15 protein-coding genes, 1 other RNA gene and 1 pseudogene are annotated in these 18,532 nt (G+C 53.3%); 6 read left to right on the top strand and 11 right to left on the bottom strand.

The genetic code is table 11. The features are described from left to right. The first annotated feature begins 51 nt into the window (after nucleotides 1-51). Both MFFC18_RS13320 and MFFC18_RS13325 read left to right on the top strand, forming a co-directional pair. Nucleotides 52-615 carry a thermonuclease family protein gene (locus MFFC18_RS13320; protein WP_075086095.1) on the top strand — a complete coding sequence of 188 codons (564 nt, stop codon included), beginning with the start codon at nucleotides 52-54 and terminating at the stop codon, nucleotides 613-615. 139 nt (nucleotides 616-754) lie between these two features. Beyond that, nucleotides 755-1,933, top strand: coding sequence for a hypothetical protein (locus MFFC18_RS13325; RefSeq protein ID WP_075086094.1), 1,179 nt, complete (start codon nucleotides 755-757; stop codon nucleotides 1,931-1,933). Nucleotides 1,934-2,093: 160 nt separating this feature from the next. Here MFFC18_RS13325 and MFFC18_RS13330 read toward each other — a convergent pair whose 3' ends face one another. Continuing rightward, nucleotides 2,094-3,296 (bottom strand): polysaccharide biosynthesis/export family protein, encoded by a 1,203-nt coding sequence (locus MFFC18_RS13330; protein WP_075086093.1) that lies wholly within the window; start codon nucleotides 3,294-3,296, stop codon nucleotides 2,094-2,096. A 252-nt stretch (nucleotides 3,297-3,548) separates the two neighbouring features. Here MFFC18_RS13330 and MFFC18_RS13335 point away from each other — a divergent pair, with 252 nt between their 5' ends. Further along, the gene (locus MFFC18_RS13335) at nucleotides 3,549-4,538 is read left to right on the top strand and encodes a hypothetical protein (RefSeq protein WP_075086092.1); all 990 of its coding nucleotides are present in this window, start codon (nucleotides 3,549-3,551) and stop codon (nucleotides 4,536-4,538) included. Nucleotides 4,539-4,546: 8 nt separating this feature from the next. Here the strand turns inward: MFFC18_RS13335 and MFFC18_RS13340 are convergent, their stop codons facing one another. Next, complete coding sequence (locus tag MFFC18_RS13340) at nucleotides 4,547-6,166, bottom strand: peptide MFS transporter (RefSeq protein WP_202907580.1); 1,620 nt, start codon at nucleotides 6,164-6,166, stop codon at nucleotides 4,547-4,549. Between the two features lie 100 nt (nucleotides 6,167-6,266). Between MFFC18_RS13340 and MFFC18_RS13345 the strand changes: the two genes are divergently transcribed. From MFFC18_RS13345 to MFFC18_RS25490, 3 genes and pseudogenes are all read left to right on the top strand, one after another. Next, nucleotides 6,267-7,175: a hypothetical protein gene (locus MFFC18_RS13345; RefSeq protein ID WP_075086091.1), complete on the top strand. Its 909-nt coding sequence runs from the start codon at nucleotides 6,267-6,269 to the stop codon at nucleotides 7,173-7,175. 287 nt (nucleotides 7,176-7,462) lie between these two features. Further along, nucleotides 7,463-8,851: an NTP/NDP exchange transporter gene (locus MFFC18_RS13350; RefSeq protein ID WP_162273986.1), complete on the top strand. Its 1,389-nt coding sequence runs from the start codon at nucleotides 7,463-7,465 to the stop codon at nucleotides 8,849-8,851. A gap of 213 nt (nucleotides 8,852-9,064) precedes the next feature. Then, nucleotides 9,065-9,286: pseudogene (locus MFFC18_RS25490) on the top strand (thioredoxin family protein); the annotation flags it as partial. 110 nt (nucleotides 9,287-9,396) lie between these two features. Here MFFC18_RS25490 and MFFC18_RS13360 read toward each other — a convergent pair. The 9 genes from MFFC18_RS13360 to MFFC18_RS13400 all read right to left on the bottom strand — a co-directional run bounded on the left by MFFC18_RS13360 (nucleotide 9,397) and on the right by MFFC18_RS13400 (nucleotide 18,485). Next, nucleotides 9,397-10,593, bottom strand: a complete 1,197-nt coding sequence (locus MFFC18_RS13360; protein ID WP_084417376.1) for a right-handed parallel beta-helix repeat-containing protein — start codon at nucleotides 10,591-10,593, stop codon at nucleotides 9,397-9,399. A 73-nt stretch (nucleotides 10,594-10,666) separates the two neighbouring features. After that, nucleotides 10,667-11,539 (bottom strand): formate dehydrogenase accessory sulfurtransferase FdhD, encoded by an 873-nt coding sequence (gene fdhD / locus MFFC18_RS13365; protein WP_084417375.1) that lies wholly within the window; start codon nucleotides 11,537-11,539, stop codon nucleotides 10,667-10,669. Beyond that, entirely contained in the window at nucleotides 11,536-13,686 is a 2,151-nt protein-coding gene (locus MFFC18_RS13370; RefSeq protein ID WP_075086088.1) for a spermidine synthase, read from the bottom strand. The genes fdhD and MFFC18_RS13370 overlap by 4 nt, the downstream gene beginning before the upstream one ends. 173 nt (nucleotides 13,687-13,859) lie before the next feature. After that, an RNA gene (ffs, locus tag MFFC18_RS13375) (signal recognition particle sRNA small type) lies at nucleotides 13,860-13,954 on the bottom strand. Between the two features lie 142 nt (nucleotides 13,955-14,096). Continuing rightward, nucleotides 14,097-15,059, bottom strand: a complete 963-nt coding sequence (locus MFFC18_RS13380) for a ribose-phosphate diphosphokinase (RefSeq protein ID WP_075086087.1) — start codon at nucleotides 15,057-15,059, stop codon at nucleotides 14,097-14,099. Nucleotides 15,060-15,114: 55 nt separating this feature from the next. Further along, on the bottom strand, nucleotides 15,115-15,864 hold the full coding sequence (locus tag MFFC18_RS13385; protein ID WP_075086086.1) for a sugar phosphate nucleotidyltransferase: 750 nt from the start codon (nucleotides 15,862-15,864) through the stop codon (nucleotides 15,115-15,117). A gap of 88 nt (nucleotides 15,865-15,952) precedes the next feature. Beyond that, nucleotides 15,953-16,612 (bottom strand): HAD family hydrolase, encoded by a 660-nt coding sequence (locus MFFC18_RS13390; RefSeq protein WP_084417374.1) that lies wholly within the window; start codon nucleotides 16,610-16,612, stop codon nucleotides 15,953-15,955. 9 nt (nucleotides 16,613-16,621) lie between these two features. Next, nucleotides 16,622-17,434, bottom strand: a complete 813-nt coding sequence (locus MFFC18_RS13395) for a hypothetical protein (RefSeq protein ID WP_075086085.1) — start codon at nucleotides 17,432-17,434, stop codon at nucleotides 16,622-16,624. A 16-nt stretch (nucleotides 17,435-17,450) separates the two neighbouring features. Then, entirely contained in the window at nucleotides 17,451-18,485 is a 1,035-nt protein-coding gene (locus tag MFFC18_RS13400) for a DUF4339 domain-containing protein (RefSeq protein ID WP_075086084.1), read from the bottom strand. Nucleotides 18,486-18,532: the final 47 nt, after the last annotated feature.

Below are 18,532 nucleotides of genomic sequence, written 5' to 3' on the forward strand. Positions count from 1 at the left end.
TCAGCGGCGAAATCTTGTATAACGCAGCGAAAAGCCTTGCTGGAATGAACCTTGAAACAGATCCTGACACTTATCATCCTCGCCGTGATTCTGTGGGTCGGATTTACGCAACTCAGGCAACAGATACTTCCCGGCGGCGCGAGACCGGTTGCCACCAATCCAGATCTGACGATCGATGGCCTTCCGGTGACGGAAATTTTCGCGTTTTCCTATGGCAACGTGATTGATGGCGATTCAGTTCGACTGACGGATGAATCCGGCGCCGAGTTTGACATTCGACTCGCCGCCCTCGATGCACCGGAATCGCAGCAGCCTTACGGCCCCGAGGCCAAACAGCATTTACAGAACTTGCTTGGCAGCAACGAAATTCTGGCGTGGCAAACTGGAGTCGATCAGTACTCTCGAAAAATTGCCTATCTGTTTATTGAGCAAGCGAATGGTCAGCTGTTCGAAGTCAACACCCAGATGATTCGCGACGGATACGCCTGGCACTACACGCAGCACAGCTCCAATCCCGTTCTGCAGTCGATCGAGCAACAGGCTCGCCAGTCAAGGCTTGGGCTTTGGGCCGACATGCAGCAACCGATTCCCCCTTGGGATTACCGAAAGCAATAGTCCAAACTTTGTGATCCCGCAGGCTTTTGAGACCTATCCAAGGACTGTGAACCGACGGTGTCGTCCCGTTTCAAGTTTTGACTCATGACTGCCGAAATCATTACTTTGATCGGCAAACCGGGTTTTGAATTGGAACGTTATGGGTTTTCTTCAGGGAAGTGTCACGTTTGAGCGATTTCGTGTGACGGAAGATCCAACCGGGGCGTTCTCCGATTCTCACATCGAAAAACTCAAGAAGTTCAAGATCGGTAAATCGAAGTCCAATCTGCACGAACAACCAGCGACAGGTTTCGCTGGCGGAGCTCATCTGCTGGACACCGATTTCGACGCCACGAAGAACATCATCGGCGAAGCCATGCACTTCGGTATCCGCGTCGACTCATGTCAAATTCCTGGCGGGATCAAGCGAGCCTGGACTGCGATCGAATTGGCGGGAATCATGAAAGACAACGAAGGCGGTCGTCCTTCGAAGAAACAACGTGAAGAAGCGGTCGAAGCAGTGGACGCACGCTGTGCCGCGGAAGCAGAAAAGGGCAACTTTTTACGGATGAGCGAGACTTCGGTTCTTTGGGACGCTGCAACCGAAACGGTTTACCTTGGCAGCACCAGCGAGAAAGCCAACGACAATTGCCTGGAGTTGCTCGATCGCGCGTTTGGTATCAAGTTCCGCCGCGTGACTTCGGGATCACTGGCAGTCGAGTACGCGGACCGTTCTGATCTGACCGCTGAGATGTTCAATACTTCTGCGACCGCGTTTCACCCGGAAGGCTCCAACCAGGTTGTGTGGTGGAACGGGATGAACGACAACTATGATTACCTTGGCAATGAATTTTTGCTTTGGCTGTGGTGGCACTGGGAGACGAAATCAAACGTCATCACGCTATCCGACGAATCTGAAGTATCCGGCATGTTCGCGCGAACGCTGAGCCTGGATTGCCCAATCGGCGAACATGGCAAGGAATCCATTTCAGCGGACTCGCCCGTCGCACTTCCGGAAGCCATCCTTGCGATTGGGATGGGCAAGTTGCCTCGCAAAGCCGGCCTGACTCTGGTGCGCGAGGATCAGCAGTACGATTTCACGTTGCAAGCGGAAACGCTTTCGATCGGCAGTGCTCGTATCAGTCAGATTGGCAACGACGATGTGACACGTGATTCAATCGATCGAATTGAGAGCATCCGACAGCTTTGCGAGACGCTTGATTTGTTATTCGAGGCATTTTGCGAACGCCGAATCGGCAAGAAATGGAAAGCTGAACAGCAAAAGCTGACGCAATGGTTGCGATCTGAAAAGCCCGTCCGTCAGAAGCGCGCGGCGTAGTTGACGGTTGCTATCTACAGGCTACTACCAGGCACTGTTTGACAAATTGACTTTCATGTCATCAACGCGGCCAAACATGAGCGGCAAGGCGCTAGCCGCCGTTAAAAAGCGCAATGGAACGGCGGCTAGCGCCTTGCCGCTCACATTTACCAAACAGTGCCTAGTCGCGGAAAAGTTCGCGAACTCCGTAAGTATTAAACACTCCGATGCCCACGTTTTTCACTCGCTGAGGCGGACTGTAGTCGAGGATCAGATAGTCTCCTGAACGCACATGAGTCTGACTTGCCTGCTGTGAGAAGCCATTGCCCAGGTCAAACTGCCACGAAATTTGCTGACCTCCCACGTTTCGCACCAGCGTCAGCAATCGCGGCTCCTGCAGCGGAATCGCCCCAAGACCACGACGAGATTGTGGAATGCCCCCTGCTTGAGCAATCGCCTCCATGACCGACATTGGACGGTCACGCGGAATCACAAACTCGCCGCCTCCCAATTGACCACCGGTGTAAAAAACCTCGGTCGGCTTTCCCGAAATTGCAACGATGTCACCATCCCCGAGCCGCGTTTGAGTCCGCGTGAAAGGCTCCGACGGAAAATTTGCGTCACTGCGAAGCGGAAAATATTGCGAATGACCTCGATCGGATTCTGGGTGGCCAACTCTGTCACCAGTGCGCGGGAATGGAGCACGTCTGTTGCCGACTTTCGCATTTGCGACGTTCCGCAGAACCTGCATTTGTTCCTCTGCGTTGACTCCAGGCAATCCGCCCGATTGCATCATGGCGTTTAGCAGATCGTTGTCGCCGGCTGGCAAGTTCAAGTTGTAGATGCGTCCACTACCGTCAGTCCGGGCTGAAACCGGAGAGCTCTGGTTCGTCCGAAGTCCGGGACGAGCCATTGAGTCCGACTGATCGCCACGAACAACCATCACGTTGACCGTCCGTTTCCGAATCAGGGAAACGATCACCCGATTGCGATCCGTGATAATCGGGTTCTTCCCCTCGCGGTAAGTTTTTTTCAATAGCGATTCGACTTGGAGAACTGTCAGGCCACGAACGGAAATGGGCTCGACCAATGGCATGCGAATCGTGCCGTCGTGCAGCACCAGCGTCGGAAACCCCATCGCGGGAGGCAGATCACTTCCGGCAACAGGCTGATGCACCGGAGGCATGGAGCGAAACTCGCCGATCACGCCTTCGACGAATACGCCCAGCGTATCTCCATCATCAAGCGAATACTTTTCCTGCCGGGGCTGTTGAAACAGGGAAGGGTCGACCATCGTCTGAGCCACTGTTTTGCTGCCGGCCAGGCATATAGCGAACGCGATCAAAATCAGCCGGGCAACGATTCTTTGACGTTGAATTTTCATGGTGACATTGTAATCGGAACTGTGCTTTTACGAATTTCGCTGGCGTCGCCAACTTACGACAGGCCTTCGCCGCGTTCATCATCCTGTCATCAAACAGATCGCCAGGAATCAGTTTGACGTCGCAAGCAAACCAGTGCCAGCACTCCGATTCGTCGTATTTTCACGTGTTCGATCGGATATTTCGGTTTGGCACGTCGCGTGCAATCTGGGGAACGTAACTTCCAGTCGAATCATTCCAGAAAAGGATTTCTGATGAACCGAACGCAACAAACTGTTTACATCGTTGTCCTCTTGCTTCTGCTTTCGTCGGCTCACGCGAATTTCGCCTGGGGTCAGGGAAAGTTGGGTCGAGTCCGCGACGCTGTAAGGCATAGTAAACCCGCCAAACCGGTTCAGAACAATTCTCGTCCCAGCGACAAGCATCGGGACGAAGATCGACATTCGCGTCGACAGGAAGATCGCCGCAAGGGGCAGGATCGAGCACGCAAACAGGATCGCCACCAGGATTATCATCGTCAACGCAACAAGCAATCCAGGCGACGAGATTGCGATTCAGGATTTCAGTTTCGAATCGGACGATCGTTCGCGCCAGCAGTTCGAGAAGTTCATGTGATCCATCACGATCCTGCTCCGATTATTCCGACACCGGTCGTCGTCCAGACGCCAGAGCCCGTCTACCAACCGGTGGTCGCGTCAGTGATCGAACAGCCGATTGTGGAAGGCGACTGGTTTGTTGAATCAGCCGATTCGTTTGCCTGGGGAGTCCGTTTGACTGCCGTCGGAGGCACCGACTTTGACAACATCGCTCACGGTAGTTTTGGTCTACTCCTACAAGCTCCTGGTGGTCCCGGCCTCGACACCAGCGTTACGATGCTTCGGGAGTCAGGCATGAGCTTTCGTGACCACCTGTTCCTTGGCGACGTCAACGTCGTCTACGAACCCATCGTTACCGAAAACTTTCGCATGCGACTTGGCCTTGGTATCAACTGGTTAGGCGACAGCTACGGCGGGGATGCTGGTTTCAACATGACCAGCGGATTCGATTTACGACTGACGGACAGAATTATGGCGACTGGCGAAATCGATTTCGGTTCGGTCGGAGACACTGACATCACGCACGCCCAAATTAGCCTTGGGCGTGCATTGAACCAGACGACCGAGTGGACTGTCGGCTACGACCACCTTGACATCGGTGGGGTGACGATCGGATCGGCGTTTACTGGATTGCGATTCCGATTCTGAGCGCGGCGTTATTCCGTATGGTCGACTGCCATTTCAGCGGCTTCGATTTTGTCTTCATCATCGCCGAGGGTATCCAGATGCATGAGCCATTTCACCAACGGAGAAATCAGGATCACGACAACGCCGACGATTACCGCCGTCCAACCGACGGTCGAGTAAACCTCGGTCACGCGTTCCGGACCTGCGTCTTCAGCACCAACGGCTGAAGCAATCAATCCTGCCGCGAAGTTTCCTGCGGCAGAAGCGAAGAACCATGTTCCCATAATCAGACCCGCCAGGTGAGCCGGAGCCAGCCGGTTCATTGCACTCAGGCCGACCGGAGAAAGGCAAAGCTCGCCTGTCGTGTGAAGCAGGTAGATCAGGAAAATGTAAATCACCGGAGTCAGATTTCCAGTCCCCGCCGCGTAGGCACCAGCGACGAGAACGAGAAAGCCAAAACCGAGCTGAATCAGTCCCAAACCGAACTTGGCCGGAGCCGATGGTTCGAGCCCCTTGTTTCCAAGCCACGTCCACAGGGCGGCGAAAACGGGAGCCAACAAAACGATGTAAATCGCATTGATAGACTGGAACAGAGCAGCTGGAACGTCCCAACCGAAAATCGATCGATCAACGGACTTGTCGGTGTAAAGGTTCAGCGATGAACCGGCTTGTTCGAACAAAGCCCAGAACAAAATGGAGCCAAAGATCAGGAACACTGCGGCAAAGATTCGATCACGATCATGCGGCTTGAGCTTTGCGACTGCGGTGTACAGCACGTATATCACCAGCAGCAAACCCGCCGCACCGAGCAACCAACCGACCAGGGACTGATACTGAATCAATAGCCAGACAAGACCAACGCCCAGGACGCTGCCGAGGTAAATCAACCATTCGAATTTGATGCCGCCAACGGTTTCGTTGAGCCTTTCAGGATTTGTCGATTCGCCTCGACCACAGAGCAACGGAGTACCAATGATAAATACGACCAAGCCCAGCAACATTCCGACGCCGGCAGCACCGAAACCCCAAGCCCAACCATAGGTTTGCCCAAGCCAGCCTGCGACGATTGCTCCGAGAGCCGCGCCGAGATTAATACCCATGTAGAAAATTGTGTAGGCTGGGTCACGACGAGGGTCCGTCCGCGTGTACAGCTGGCCAACGATCACGGAGATATTGGCTTTCAGGAAACCGGAACCGACAATAATGAATGCCAGTGCCAGCCAGAAAATCTGAACGGCCATCCCTTCGTGGCCTCCATCGCCTTCGAATGCCATCAAGAAGTGCCCGAACGTAAGCAGAACAGCTCCGAAGAGCACCGCCTTTCGTTGCCCCAGAAAACGGTCAGCCAAATATCCGCCGATGACCGGCGTGATGTAAACCAAAGCGGTGTAGGCACCGTATATAATTCCGGACTCAGCTTCCGAGAACAGCCAGTGCTGTACCAGATAGAAAATCAGCAACGCACGCATTCCGTAGTAGGAGAAACGCTCCCACATTTCCGCAAAGAACAGGACAAACAATCCTTTGGGATGTCCTAAAAAAGTGCCTTTGGAGTCTCCCGAAATTTCACTCGACGACATGCGTGTCTTCTCCTGGTACCAATTGCAATCGCGGAATTCGGAACTCACATCGTGTGAATTGAACTCCATGAAGAAGTCCTAACTTTAAATCAGAGTTTGTATGCTGGCAAGTTGGCTATGCTTCGCAAACCCACAAATTACCGACGCAAACCTTCAACCGGGGCATACGATGTGCATCTTCTCCTTACCGATTCTGTCCGTTGGCGACACGCGAATTTTTGCACGGTTCTCTGGAAAGGGGACGCAGTTTCTGGTCTATCAAATGACTTACGAGTCCGAAAACGAGAACGCAATGATCCTGCCGATTCCGGTTAGGCAACCTGCGGAAGAGAAGAGCGTTCGGTTCATCAACCTGGAAGACTACGAAGGCTTTTTCGATACGCTCAACGTCGGATTCCCAATCAAGCCCAGAATCCAATTGGGTTGTGGTGAGTTTTCGCTTTCCGCGAGCAAAGATTCGCTTTCGGTCGTCGAAGTCGGCAGCTATGTCGCCTCGTTCGTTCCGACGATGGAGGATTTCGATCGACTGGACGAACGCTTCGTTCTGCCAAAAGAAGTCTGGAATCAATTGCCGCAATACGCAGATTATGGGTTTGCCGTTTTCCAGTTGAAGGACGGAAATCGAAAGCCGCATCCGATGGCGTTCGAATTCGAGACTCGCGACGAGAGCGAATTGTTTTTTCCAACCGTGCACATTCACGATGGAGAAGTGCACGAGAAAGAATTCTTTCAGCATTTGCTGTACATGCAGCACGCCGGATTCGACAGTCGCGTCGGCGGGTATGTGAACGCAGATATCAAGGATGTAGCGACCGGAGTAATTCGCTCTGATTCGGTTGCTGGAGAGTTTTGCGATATCGACCGAGCGGAGGGTGTGTTGAAAAATGACTTGTTGTTGCACCGAAAAATCGTGATGGGCGAATATGAAAACGTCGACTTTACGATCCCGGCAATCGGCCATCCAACCGAAAAGTCGTTCAATTGGCGACGCATTCAATGGATGTGGCCTTGGGTTGCCGTCGCGGGTTGTATCGCGTGGTTCTTTGCTCGTCGAAGCCGATTGAAGCGTAAGCAATAGGCGCGGCAGCGGAAATGGTTTGGCATACTGGAACGTGGCAGCCATGTTTAGCTCCAAACTCATTTCAAATTCAAAACGACTTGCGCTTTTTCTGCGAACCGGCGCCGCCTATCTACTCTGGCAAAGCGACGATCGGCTATAACACAGCTTTGAAAAACATGGAGCCGGTTTCACAACTGACCTGAGCAATTCATATGTCTCAGTTCAGTCGGATTCGCCAGCCTTCCGGCCAGGACCGCCAGTTCCGCTTTCCCATCCGCCCTGCGCTCACCCTCCCAAACAGCTTCATGCTTCAATCGATAGAACAGCGTCTCATTGGAGACATGACGGACTACGAACGTTCCATCCTGCGACACGGCGCGGTCTGGTTTTTCCTGATCCTGTTCAGCTACTACATTCTCCGTCCGATCCGTGAGCAAATCGGTTCGACGTACGGGATTGAAAATCTGTCGTGGTTGTTCTGGGCGACGTTCGTCGTGATGCTGATCGCAATTCCGCTGTACTCTCTACTGGTCGGCAAATTTCATCGGCGAATTCTCGTACCGAGCATTTACGCGATCTTCATTGGGTGCCTGATCGTGTTTTGGCTGGCAATGCGAAGTTTGCCGGAGTCGTACCAAATTTGGGTCGCGCGAGCGTTCTTTGTATGGATCAGCGTTTACGGGCTGTTCATCGTTTCATTTTTCTGGAGCGTGGCCGGAGACATGCTTTCGACTGCTCAGGGTCGACGCATTTTCGGCATCATGGCGGGAGGAGGAACAATTGGTGGACTGGTCGGATCTCAGGTCGCGGCGACTCTCGTTGGTCGAATCGGCGTCGCCAATCTGTTGCTGATTCCTGTCATCCTGTTGGTCGCCGCCCTGTTCATCTACTTTTCGATGGAACGTTCGTTCAAACGCGCCGGCGATTCGAAAAAGAAAGATCTTGGCAGCGGAAACGCAACCGGAGGGAATCCGTTTGCGGGTTTTACGGCAGTGTTCAAGTCGAGATATCTGTTCGCGATCTGCATGTTCGGAATTTTCCTGGCGACCTGTGGAACTGCCGTCTATTTTCAGCAAGCCGAAATCGTGAAGGCAGCTTTCGAGGACATTGAATTCGACGCTTCGACAATCGCAAATGCGGACTCGTTGTCAGCCGAGTCACTCGAAGCCGAAAAATCCAAATTGCAGCAGGAAGTAGCCAAAGCAGCGCGAACGCAGTACTTCGCAAATGTCAATTTCGCCGTTTCTATCGTGACTTTGATCTTCCAGTTCTTCCTTGTCGGATGGCTGATGAAGAAAGTCGGATTGGGCATGACACTGTCCGCCTTGCCGCTGGCCTATGTCGTTGGCATTTCGGCGTTGGCGTTTTCACCAACGATCGGGGTGCTCGCCGTGGTCTCTGTGATCGGTCGGTCGGCTGAGTACGGGATCAGTAACCCGGCTCGCGAAGTTCTCTTCACGGCGGTGAATCGAGAGGATCGCTACAAGGCGAAAAGCTTCATCGACACGGTCGTCCGACGAGGCGGAGATTCTTCGGTCGGAGGTGTCTACAAGTATGCGAGAGAGTCAATCGGTCTGGCGATGACCACGCTTTCTCTGATCATGATCCCAATCGGAATCGCATGGATCGGACTGTCACTGTTCATTGGATTCGAAAACCGTAGAATCGTCGCGTCCAGGTCGTCTGACGAGTGATGTGCGTCTTCGTTCGGCGACTTTGAGTTTTTACGCTTCGTGCATTGACCGAAACAATCAGTTTCATTCGCGTGGCGTGCGCAATCTTGCATCAGCTAATGGAGATATCTAATGGCGACAGAATTCACTTCCGAAGCTTTCTATTCCGAAGTGCTTGGATCCGAAACACCGGTATTGATCGATTTTTATTCCGATTCCTGAGGCCCTTGCAAAAGACTGGGTCCAGTCATTGAAGAGTTGGCATCCGAAAACAAGGACAACGCAAAAGTTGGAAAAATGGACGTCATGGAGAACATGGATCTCGCGGTGAAGTACGGCATTGCGGCCGTCCCAACGCTTCTGCTTTTCAAGGATGGAGAAGTCGTTGAAAGACTTCAGGGATACCAGGACAAAGCCAAGCTTCAGCAACTGATCGACGGACACGTCTCGGCATAGCTTTCACCGAACGGCGTACACATCGAAACGGCAAGCCCGAACTGGCTTGCCGTTTTTTCTTTACGCGGTCTCAATCGGCTGGCTCAAATCGCTTGACTCAAATTGGCCGCCTAGCGGAACGGATACTCTTTGGCTCCGATATCGATGGCATCGCCACTGATGCGAAACTTTCCATCAACGTCGAGTCCGAATCTGCCGAACTGGGTCAAGCCGGAATCGATAGCAGGACTGGATCTTTTCGGCGCGAAGAACCCGGCTGGATCGAAATCGGGTGCAGCGAAAATCGTGTCGCGTCCGTTGTTGACGCCTGGCGTAAAACCATTGTGAATCAGGTTGAAGTTGAACCACACAAATCCGCCTTCGAATTTGAGCGCCGCATTCCGATTGTCACTCGCACAAAGGATGTTGTTGTAAACCAACACACTGTCTCCGCGAACGACGGCAACTTCTCCGCCGAATTCAAAGCTACGCATATTGCGATAGAGCGTGTTATTGCGAATCGTCACATTTTCAGATTGATAGCAATGAACGCCCTGGCCTCCGTTGTTGTAGCAAAGATTGTTTTCGACCAGAATTGAGCCCGAGTAGTTTTCGCCGTTGCCCGTCGGGGCGGTCAAGTTCTGGCTATCGTCGATGACGATTCCGTTTCCGTCAGTCGGTCTGCCAAAAAGGACATTGTCCAACTTGTTCTCATTCGCAAAGCTTGTGTTGTTGCGAACGATGATGTCATAGCCCGGCGCGTCGTTCGTGCGACGCTGCGGCTGATAGATGCTGATACCGCTGTGTTGGCCCGGATCCCAAAACGCGTTCCGGTAGACGATGTTCCATTCACAAAGAAGCTGATCCGATTGGTCGAAAGCAATTCCGCCGCCGCGGCAATCGTGGACTCGACAATCTCGAACCACCACGTCGTGGCATCGAACAAAAGAAAGCCCCTTTGATCGCGGCGCATCGGGACGACGATTGGCAATCTCAAAACCGTCGACACGGAGAAAGGAAAGGTCCGAAGCGAAAATCGATCCGACAATAAACGCTCCTTCTTTTCGCTCTGCCTCCAACGTTACGTTCGAACGCACAAAATTAAACTGCCCCCAATATGTTCCATCGAGAACGACAATGGTCGAACCTTCCCGGGCACGGTTAAGAGCTGTCTGAATCGTTCGAAATGGCGTGTTGCGATTCTGCGCCTGAGCATTCGTGCGATTGTTGTTTCCATTTGGAGCAACATAATAGGTTTGCGCGTTGAGCGTTTCGCAAAACCAGAGGCTAAACAGCAGCAAGGCGGCGAGTGGAATTCGGTGGGTCATGTTGGGTTCTCGTGAGGACTGATGCCACGTTGTTATACAGGCATGTGATCACGATGCAACGATTCGACGCCATTTATACATCCATAATCAACCGCGATGAATGCGAGTAGATATTGAACCGGTTTTTTGATGCGAATCCGACCAGGGTGACTCCAAACTCATCAGCCAATTCGGCCGCAAGCGAAGAAGGTGCGCCTACCGCGACCAGGATTGGAATCCCGGCAGAGATGACTTTCTGGACCAATTCAAAACTCGCCCGCCCGCTCACCAAAGCCAAACTTTCAGACTCACGCAAACGCCCCGCAAGACACTGGAATCCAACAAGTTTGTCCAATGCGTTGTGTCGGCCAACGTCTTCATAACAGGCCACCAGTTTGCCGTCGGTCGCAAACAGTCCAGCCGCGTGCAGCCCTCCGGTTTCGTCGAACGTGGACTGACGCTCTCGCATCGTCGATGGAAGCGACGCAATCAAGCTCGCCGAAACCTTCATCGACGGAAAGCCTACCGAGTGAGTCAATTGTGCACGAACGGCATCCAATGACGCTTTGCCGCAGATCCCGCAACTTGATGTCGTATAGAAGTTTCGTTGCAAAGAACCGAAATCGAAACTCACGCCTTCAGCGACATGGACACAAAGTTGATTGGTCAGTCCAGTGCATTCGTCTTTCGGCCCTGTCAGTTCGAACTGGGTAATCTGATCTGCTGAGGTGACGATGCCTTCTCCCAATAAAAATCCGGCAGCCAACTCGCGGTCATGGCCAGGCGTTCGCATCGTGATCGAAAGCGAACGGTTTCTTTGATTCCCCGGCGATCCATAGACGATCCGAATCTCCAACGGCTCCTCGACAGCCAGAAAATCGGCTTTCTCAGTGAACGCACCGTTCTCAAATCGAATGATGCTTTTGGACTTTCGTCGCAGCTCCGGATTGGAATTCGATTCCGTCATTTGTTGTTCGCGTTCTGCTCGGCTTTCTGAATCATCCTGTCCCAGGACACATAGAAAGACCAGTTTATCACCGGAGCCAGACTCGCAAAATCGTCGCTCCATCGCGGGGCATCAACTGGCAAATCGTAAGGTTCGGCGGCAGACCGAATTCGCTGATGGTTGGCAACTTTCTCGTTGGTTACCAAAACCCAGTGGCTTACCCTGGTTGATGTCGCGTCGCTGTTGACGTGCCTGACGTAGGTCGCTGCCAGCCCTCGGTCTGCTGCTGTCGCGAACAGGACTGGTTTCAGGTCGATAAATCGATTGGAAACATGGAACAACAGGATACCATCGTGCCGCAAGTGCTTTTCATAAACGTCAAAGCATTCATCCGTTAGCAGGTGAACCGGGATGGAGTCACTTGAGAACGCGTCGATGGCAAGAAGATCGAATTGCCGATCGATGCCACGACTGGTTTCCTTTTCCAGCCTGATTCGCCCGTCGCCAATCACGACCTCGCATTGCGATTCGTATGTCGGTAGAAAAGTAAACCACTCTCTGGCGATTGATTCGACTCGCGGATTGATTTCGTAGAACACAAATTCGTCGTCGGCCTCAGCCCAGGACAGCATCGAGCCAATTCCCAGCCCAAGCACACCTATTTTCAAGCCCGATCTCTTCGGAGATTCGTCGCTTGCGAGATCGCGTTGAGTTTTGACACAGATTGAGAATCCACTTCCGTCCGAGTAGTAACTGTGAGGCTCAAGACTGGGCTGCGGCATAACGATTTGGCTGCCATGGTCAATCGTTCCGCTAATGAAAACACGTCGGTCACCATCCTTTTCGACCGAGAAAATGCCGTACTCGTTTCGACCATCCAGCAACACGCGGTCGATTCCGGAACGATTCAACGTTCCGAGAAAGCTGGACAGCGCCAGACCGCCAATGATCAAACTGGCGAATCCGATGCCAATTTTGCGCCCGCCGGAGATCGATTTTGAGAAACAGGGGACCGCAATGCCCAGCAAGAGAGCACCCATCAGAGCAAGCTGAAACTCTGCGAACCCATTGAATATTCTGGGCGCGATGAGGACCACAAAAATCCCACCCAGCGATCCGCCCAACGACACGAACAGATAGAACAGCGTCAAGCTACTCACATGTGGCTTCATGCGTTCAAGCTCGCCATGGCAGGTCATGCCACAAGCGAACAAACTGAAACTGAGCAGCAGGACCTGAAGGCCAGCCGACGCGTACGCGTTGAGCATCGCCACAGCAACTCCGGCGATGACTCCGAAAAGCAACAGCGGGACGAACAGGCCGCGATGATACCAGCCTGGTTTTTCGAAGCAGATGATGAACGAGATCAGATACAGAGCCAGTGGCAGAATCCACAGGAATGGCACCGATGCGATTTCCTGGCACATCAAGTTGGTCGTCGCCAACAACATGACGGACGGAATCATGGCAAGCAGCAACCACAGCAGCATTCGTCCGACACTGATGGACGGGACTGGCGATGCATCGGCGCGCGGGTTGTCTTTCGCGGCAGGCGCTTGCCACGAAGAGAAACCGCGGACTTGCGCGCCACCAAAAATGCACATCACGACGAATAGCGTGAACAGCCCTGACCAGATCCACGATTGATTCTGCAATCGCAAGTTCGGCTCAACCAGAAACGGATAGCTGATTAACGCGAGCAACGAGCCGATGTTCGACAATGCGTACAAACGGTAGGGCGAATCGGAAACTTCTGCCTTTGTCTCATTGCCGTGTGAAACGCTTTGCCACGCTTGAATCAGCGGTCCAGTGGTGGCGAGTATGAAGAACGGGATCCCGACCGACAGGGCCAGCACCTTCACGATCTCACCGGACAACGATTCGTACGAATCTGGCTTGAGCGACTCGGACGGAAGAACGGGGAGCGCGAACAAGGCCAACAACAAAACGACGCTGTGAACGATCCATGAGTTCCGTGGCGTCGTGAACATTCGCAGGCCGTGCGAATACAAATAGCCAAGCAGCAGGACGATCTGAAAGAACATCATGCAAGTGTTCCAGACCGCTGCGGTTCCGCCGAACCACGGCAGGATGACTTTCGCAATCAGCGGCTGTACCTGAAACAGCAGGAACGCGCCAAGGAAAACTACGATGCTGTATCGGTGCATGTCGGCAAACCGGACTTACTTGACGATCACGGTGAATCCGTGCATGCGACCGGCGGCGATTCCGCTGCAGGAACGCGTGTTACCGGTCGTGCGACAGCAATGACACGGTGGGGCGTTCGAGGCATGACTTCCACGCCGCTTCGAAGAACGAGCCAAAGAAAAAGTTGAATCTGCCCAAAAGAGGACTCCGCACAAGAGTACCCCGCTTATGGCTGCTCCGGTTAAGGCCTGACCAGGTTCACGGCTCCCCCTCGCGGAGCCCACTTTTGGGCAGCAGTTCAACTTCATATCGCTGTGGACGCCAAGTTGTAAGCCATGACGTTGTTTTCGTCAAACCAAAATGTCACCGCGGGAATACGAAGGCATCGAGGATGCCGAAATCGCCTTGAAACAACGTCAATCCGTCAGCGCTACCCGGACGAGGACTCTTCAGAGAAAATGGCACTAATTGATTTGTGCTGGTGGATCCGACGAATCGCTTCGCCCATCATCGGAGCAATAGAGAGCACGTTGAGGTTTGGAAGCTGTTCGGCTTTCTCCTCCGACACCGGAATGCTGTCCGTGACAACGATCGAATCGATAGGAGCATTTTTCAGACGCTCAACCGCTTTGCCGGCGAACACGCCGTGACTGGCCGCCACGTGAATCTCTTTGGCACCCTTCCGCTTGACCAGCTCAGCGGCTCCGCAGATTGAACCGGCGGTGCTGATCATGTCATCAAACATCAACGCAATCTTGCCTTCGACAGGACCGCCGATAATGTTCTCCTGAACAATCGTGTCGGCCGAGAGTCGGCGTTTGTCCAAAATCGCAATCTGACCGCCGAGACGTTTTGCGTGCCCAACCGCTCGCTTGATCGAGCCTTCATCGGGCGAAACGATCACGATGTCTTCTTTGGGAATGTTCAGCGACAAAAAGTGTTCATTAAGCACGCTGCCGGCATACAGGTGATCGACCGGCACGTCAAAAAACCCCTGAATCTGAGCTGCATGCAAGTCCATCGCCAGCACACGATCCGCCCCGGCACGGGTGATCATGTTGGCAACCAGCTTGGCCGTGATCGGAACGCGGCCTTCATCTTTGCGATCCTGGCGAGCGTAACCGTAGTAAGGAATGACCGCCGTGATCCGCTCCGCACTTGCTCTCAGGCAAGTGTCGATCATGATCAACAGCTCCATCAGATTGTCGTTCACCGGAGGGCAGGTTGGCTGAACAATGAAAACGTCCCGACCGCGGACGTCTTCGATTTTGCAGTGGAACTCTCCGTCCGGAAAAGTCGAAAATCGGCACTCGGCGAGCCCGATGTTCATCGAAGAGCAAATATTCCGCGCCAGCATCGGGTTGGCACGTCCACTGAAGACCTGAAGATTCATGTTTGTCGCTCGACTGAGTAACATTGACGTAGGTGGCAGGCTAGGTGACGACTTCTTATTGTTGTTTCAGCAAAGCTTCTTCGACGGCTTGAAGATGCTCAACCGTGTTGACGCTGAGTGCTTCGATCGGCTTGAGCACCGGCAATGCACGCACGTCCTCGCCATCGGCCAGCATAATGCCCGGCACGTCGGTAATGTAGTATTCCTTCTGACGGTTGTCATCGGTCAACCGATCGAGTGCTCCCAGCATTTTTTGGCAATCGAACACATAAGTGCTCATATTGACTTCGCTGATCGCTTTCTCGTCTTCTGAAGCGTCTTTCTCTTCGACGATCCCGGTAAACTTTCCGTCGCCATCGCGAACAATGCGGCCAAGCCCCGTTGGATCCTCGTGAATCAGCGTGCCGAGAATACAGGCCGGATTGGTGTCGGCAAAATCTTTCAAGAGAGCTGCGATTGAATCGGATTGCAGCATTGGAGAATCTCCAGCCACGACCACGACCGGGCCGTTATGGTTGGCGATGGCTTCACGGCACATCATCACCGCGTGTCCGGTTCCAAGCTGCTCTTCCTGTAAAGCGAAATCGATGTCGTTGTCGCTGGCCAATGTCTCTTTTACGAGGTCGGCCCGATATCCAACGACGGCAACGATTTTCCCAACTCCAGCCGTACGGAGCGAGTCAATGACGTAGCTGACCAGTGGTCGCCCAGCAGCTTCGCAGAGCACTTTCGGCAACTCGGATTTCATACGAGTGCCTTTTCCGGCAGCAAGAACAATGGCAATGGGAGCGTCTGGGGTACTCATGTTTTCAATGAATCGGGCAGGGCATGGATTGGGAGCAATCAGTATCTTTCGACGACGAAATATCGCAAGCCTCGTTCAACCCCGGCGGTCAGTTTCGAATCAATTCAAGCACTCGAGCATCGTCCAGGCGGTCGCAAATCGCGTAAACAGATCCAAACTGAGCCCGATCGACTCTGCGAGAGGGAACTCCGATCGTCGTTGCGCCGGCAGCAAGCGCGGCGTTACTGCCATGAATACTGTCTTCGAGCACCAACATTTCCGCCGGATCGACACTGTGTTTTTCGGCGGCACTCAAATAAATCTCAGGATGCGGTTTCCCCTGAGTCACGCTTTCGGCCGTCAGCACAAATTCAAAACGCGGCTGAAGATCGAACATTTCCAAAGCGGTTGTGGCGAAACGGGCGTGCGAACTGGTGGCGATGGCTTTGGGGATGCCAGAAGTTTCAAGCAACCCCAGCAGCACATCCAGTCCAGGCATTTTTTGAATTCGCTTTGGCAACAGGTCCGCAAACAGAGCTTCGCATTCTTCCGCCAATGCTTCGACTGAATCATCCAGCGAGCAAAGCTCTTTCATAACGCCGAACGCCACGACACCCGGCAAACCCATCATCGCCATTTTGATTTCCGGCGTGAAACTCTGACCGCGGCGATTGAGCAACTGCTCTCCGACGATGTCGTAGAGGTCTTCGGTGTTGAACATCAGGCCGTCCATGTCAAAGGTCACGGCCCGGATTTTCGGACGATCCACAGAACCGACTTAAAGTCCTCTGGCTTCGTCGTTGATTTCAAGACTCTCAACAAATGCCTTGAAAGCAGCTTCGTTGTCCGAGATCGTTTTTCCTGGCCCGTAAAGCTTGATGAAGTACTGACCGTGTTCTCCGGCCTGAACGATCGCAGCCAACGTCCGGTAGTTTTCACGTTCCACGACTTTACCGCCCGCCATCGGTCCGCCTGGAGTATCCATCAACGTGCCGGTGATATCGACCCACGTCACCTTGGTTTCCCCGATCATCGTTTCGGTGACCTTTGACGCGTCCTTCGTCTCACCGCCATCAGGTTGAGTGTACTGGCCGTACCATCGATCGATATTGGCTTGCACGCTTCCGCCCGCGCCCATGATGGTCAGTCGTCCGTCGGCAGCATCTTCGGCTTCGCCTTCCGACTTCGGCACGGCAATCTCGTACTCGACAACGAACGACCGCGGTTTGACTTTCTTCCACGAAGCTGGAGCCTTGAATGTCAGTGCGCCGCCTTCCGCGACAGAGACGTCGAAACCAGCTTCTCCCTCAGCCGCATCTTCGGTCGGCTCTGCATTTGTCGCATCGCTGGCAGCAGTTTCGGGTGCCGCATCTTCCGGTTCCGCGGACTCGTTGGAGTTCGTTTCACTGTCTGCCCCGTCATCCTTAGGAGTCGATGTTTCCGCATCTGGCTCCGAAGTTTCGGTGGAAGACACGGTTGCCTCGTCGACTTTTTTGACATCCGTATCGGTCGCGGAATCGCAGCCAACCATCACGCCAACCGACAACAAACCGAGCAAAACAGAAGATTTGAATTTCGTCTTGAACAACATTTTTCTACCTGAATCGTTACCAACCGAACTGAGTCAACCAGTAGACCAAAACCAGGACCAGAAGAAAAGCAGCGACACTGAAACACCACCAAAAACGCTTCTGAGCTCGACGCTTTCGATTCGCTTCCGAATGCGGGTTGAGTTCGTCAGGTATCTCGTACGCGGCATTTTGATTCTGATCTGCAGCCAACTCAGGAAAAATTTCCGCGGCCGGGAGCCAGTCATTCCAATCTTCCCGCCACACGATGTGGTCCTCACGAATCTGTCCGGACTCCAGCATCGATTCAATTTGCTGAGCCTTCAACGGGCCTTTCTCACCAAGACGCTTGTGTCGCAGATACCAGACCAAATTCGGGTTCGCTTTTAAAGGATGCTCCTCCACCTTCACGACTGGCTTGGCGAGCAAAAATGACTCAGCGTTTTCCGCTTCTTCACCGACGATTTTTCGCTCGTCGGAGGACAGCAAATCATCCAAAGCCGAGGCTGAATCGAAATCTTCATTGTCGTCGAAAGCCGACTCAGGCATCTCGTCGACAGATTCCTCAACAGGCTCGATCGAAGCAGCATTTTTTACAGTCGGGACGACGGGCGCGACCGGAAGCCGACCCATCTCCGAATCCGAACTTGAATTCGCGTCCTTCCCGGAAGCAACATCGACGCCAACCGATAACTCTGTTGGCAGAACGGATCGCTGCGTCATCGGAGAACGATCGTGCAGCGTTTTCTGAGAGGAAAATTCGTCGATTGGTTCGAGGGAAACTTCGCTTGATGGCGACCGCGTTCCAGATGCGACCGGTACGGATCCAGATTCCTCAGGTAGAGGCAACTCGATCGATGCAGGCTCACTGACCTGTGGCGAAACATCGACCTCGACAGGCTTGGCCTTTCGCCGATGACGCTTCTTCTTGCGATTCACCGGCGGCTCAACAGTCGACTCAAGCGGAACCCGAATTTCGCTCTCGCATTGCGGACAGATACAGAATTGCCCGGCCTGCTTCGCCTTGACGTTCAGGCGATTGTCGCAATGGTTGCAGTGGAATCGAATCCCCATGGTGGATTGAAAGCAAGACTAAATCGTTAAGGTTAAGCAACCTTCAT

Source organism: Mariniblastus fucicola, from assembly GCF_008087665.1.
GTDB classification, from domain to species: domain Bacteria; phylum Planctomycetota; class Planctomycetia; order Pirellulales; family Pirellulaceae; genus Mariniblastus; species Mariniblastus fucicola.

What these genes read in the sequence shown, in the direction of transcription:
- MFFC18_RS13325 (WP_075086094.1), top strand. Translation starts at nt 755, where the DNA reads ATGGGTTTTCTTCAGGGAAGTGTCACGTTTGAGCGATTTCGTGTGACG.
- MFFC18_RS13330 (WP_075086093.1), bottom strand. Translation starts at nt 3,296, where the DNA reads ATGAAAATTCAACGTCAAAGAATCGTTGCCCGGCTGATTTTGATCGCG.
- MFFC18_RS13335 (WP_075086092.1), top strand. Translation starts at nt 3,549, where the DNA reads ATGAACCGAACGCAACAAACTGTTTACATCGTTGTCCTCTTGCTTCTG.
- MFFC18_RS13340 (WP_202907580.1), bottom strand. Translation starts at nt 6,166, where the DNA reads ATGGAGTTCAATTCACACGATGTGAGTTCCGAATTCCGCGATTGCAAT.
- MFFC18_RS13345 (WP_075086091.1), top strand. Translation starts at nt 6,267, where the DNA reads ATGTGCATCTTCTCCTTACCGATTCTGTCCGTTGGCGACACGCGAATT.
- MFFC18_RS13350 (WP_162273986.1), top strand. Translation starts at nt 7,463, where the DNA reads ATGCTTCAATCGATAGAACAGCGTCTCATTGGAGACATGACGGACTAC.
- MFFC18_RS13360 (WP_084417376.1), bottom strand. Translation starts at nt 10,593, where the DNA reads ATGACCCACCGAATTCCACTCGCCGCCTTGCTGCTGTTTAGCCTCTGG.
- fdhD (WP_084417375.1), bottom strand. Translation starts at nt 11,539, where the DNA reads ATGACGGAATCGAATTCCAATCCGGAGCTGCGACGAAAGTCCAAAAGC.
- MFFC18_RS13370 (WP_075086088.1), bottom strand. Translation starts at nt 13,686, where the DNA reads ATGCACCGATACAGCATCGTAGTTTTCCTTGGCGCGTTCCTGCTGTTT.
- MFFC18_RS13380 (WP_075086087.1), bottom strand. Translation starts at nt 15,059, where the DNA reads ATGAATCTTCAGGTCTTCAGTGGACGTGCCAACCCGATGCTGGCGCGG.
- MFFC18_RS13385 (WP_075086086.1), bottom strand. Translation starts at nt 15,864, where the DNA reads ATGAGTACCCCAGACGCTCCCATTGCCATTGTTCTTGCTGCCGGAAAA.
- MFFC18_RS13395 (WP_075086085.1), bottom strand. Translation starts at nt 17,434, where the DNA reads ATGTTGTTCAAGACGAAATTCAAATCTTCTGTTTTGCTCGGTTTGTTG.
- MFFC18_RS13400 (WP_075086084.1), bottom strand. Translation starts at nt 18,485, where the DNA reads ATGGGGATTCGATTCCACTGCAACCATTGCGACAATCGCCTGAACGTC.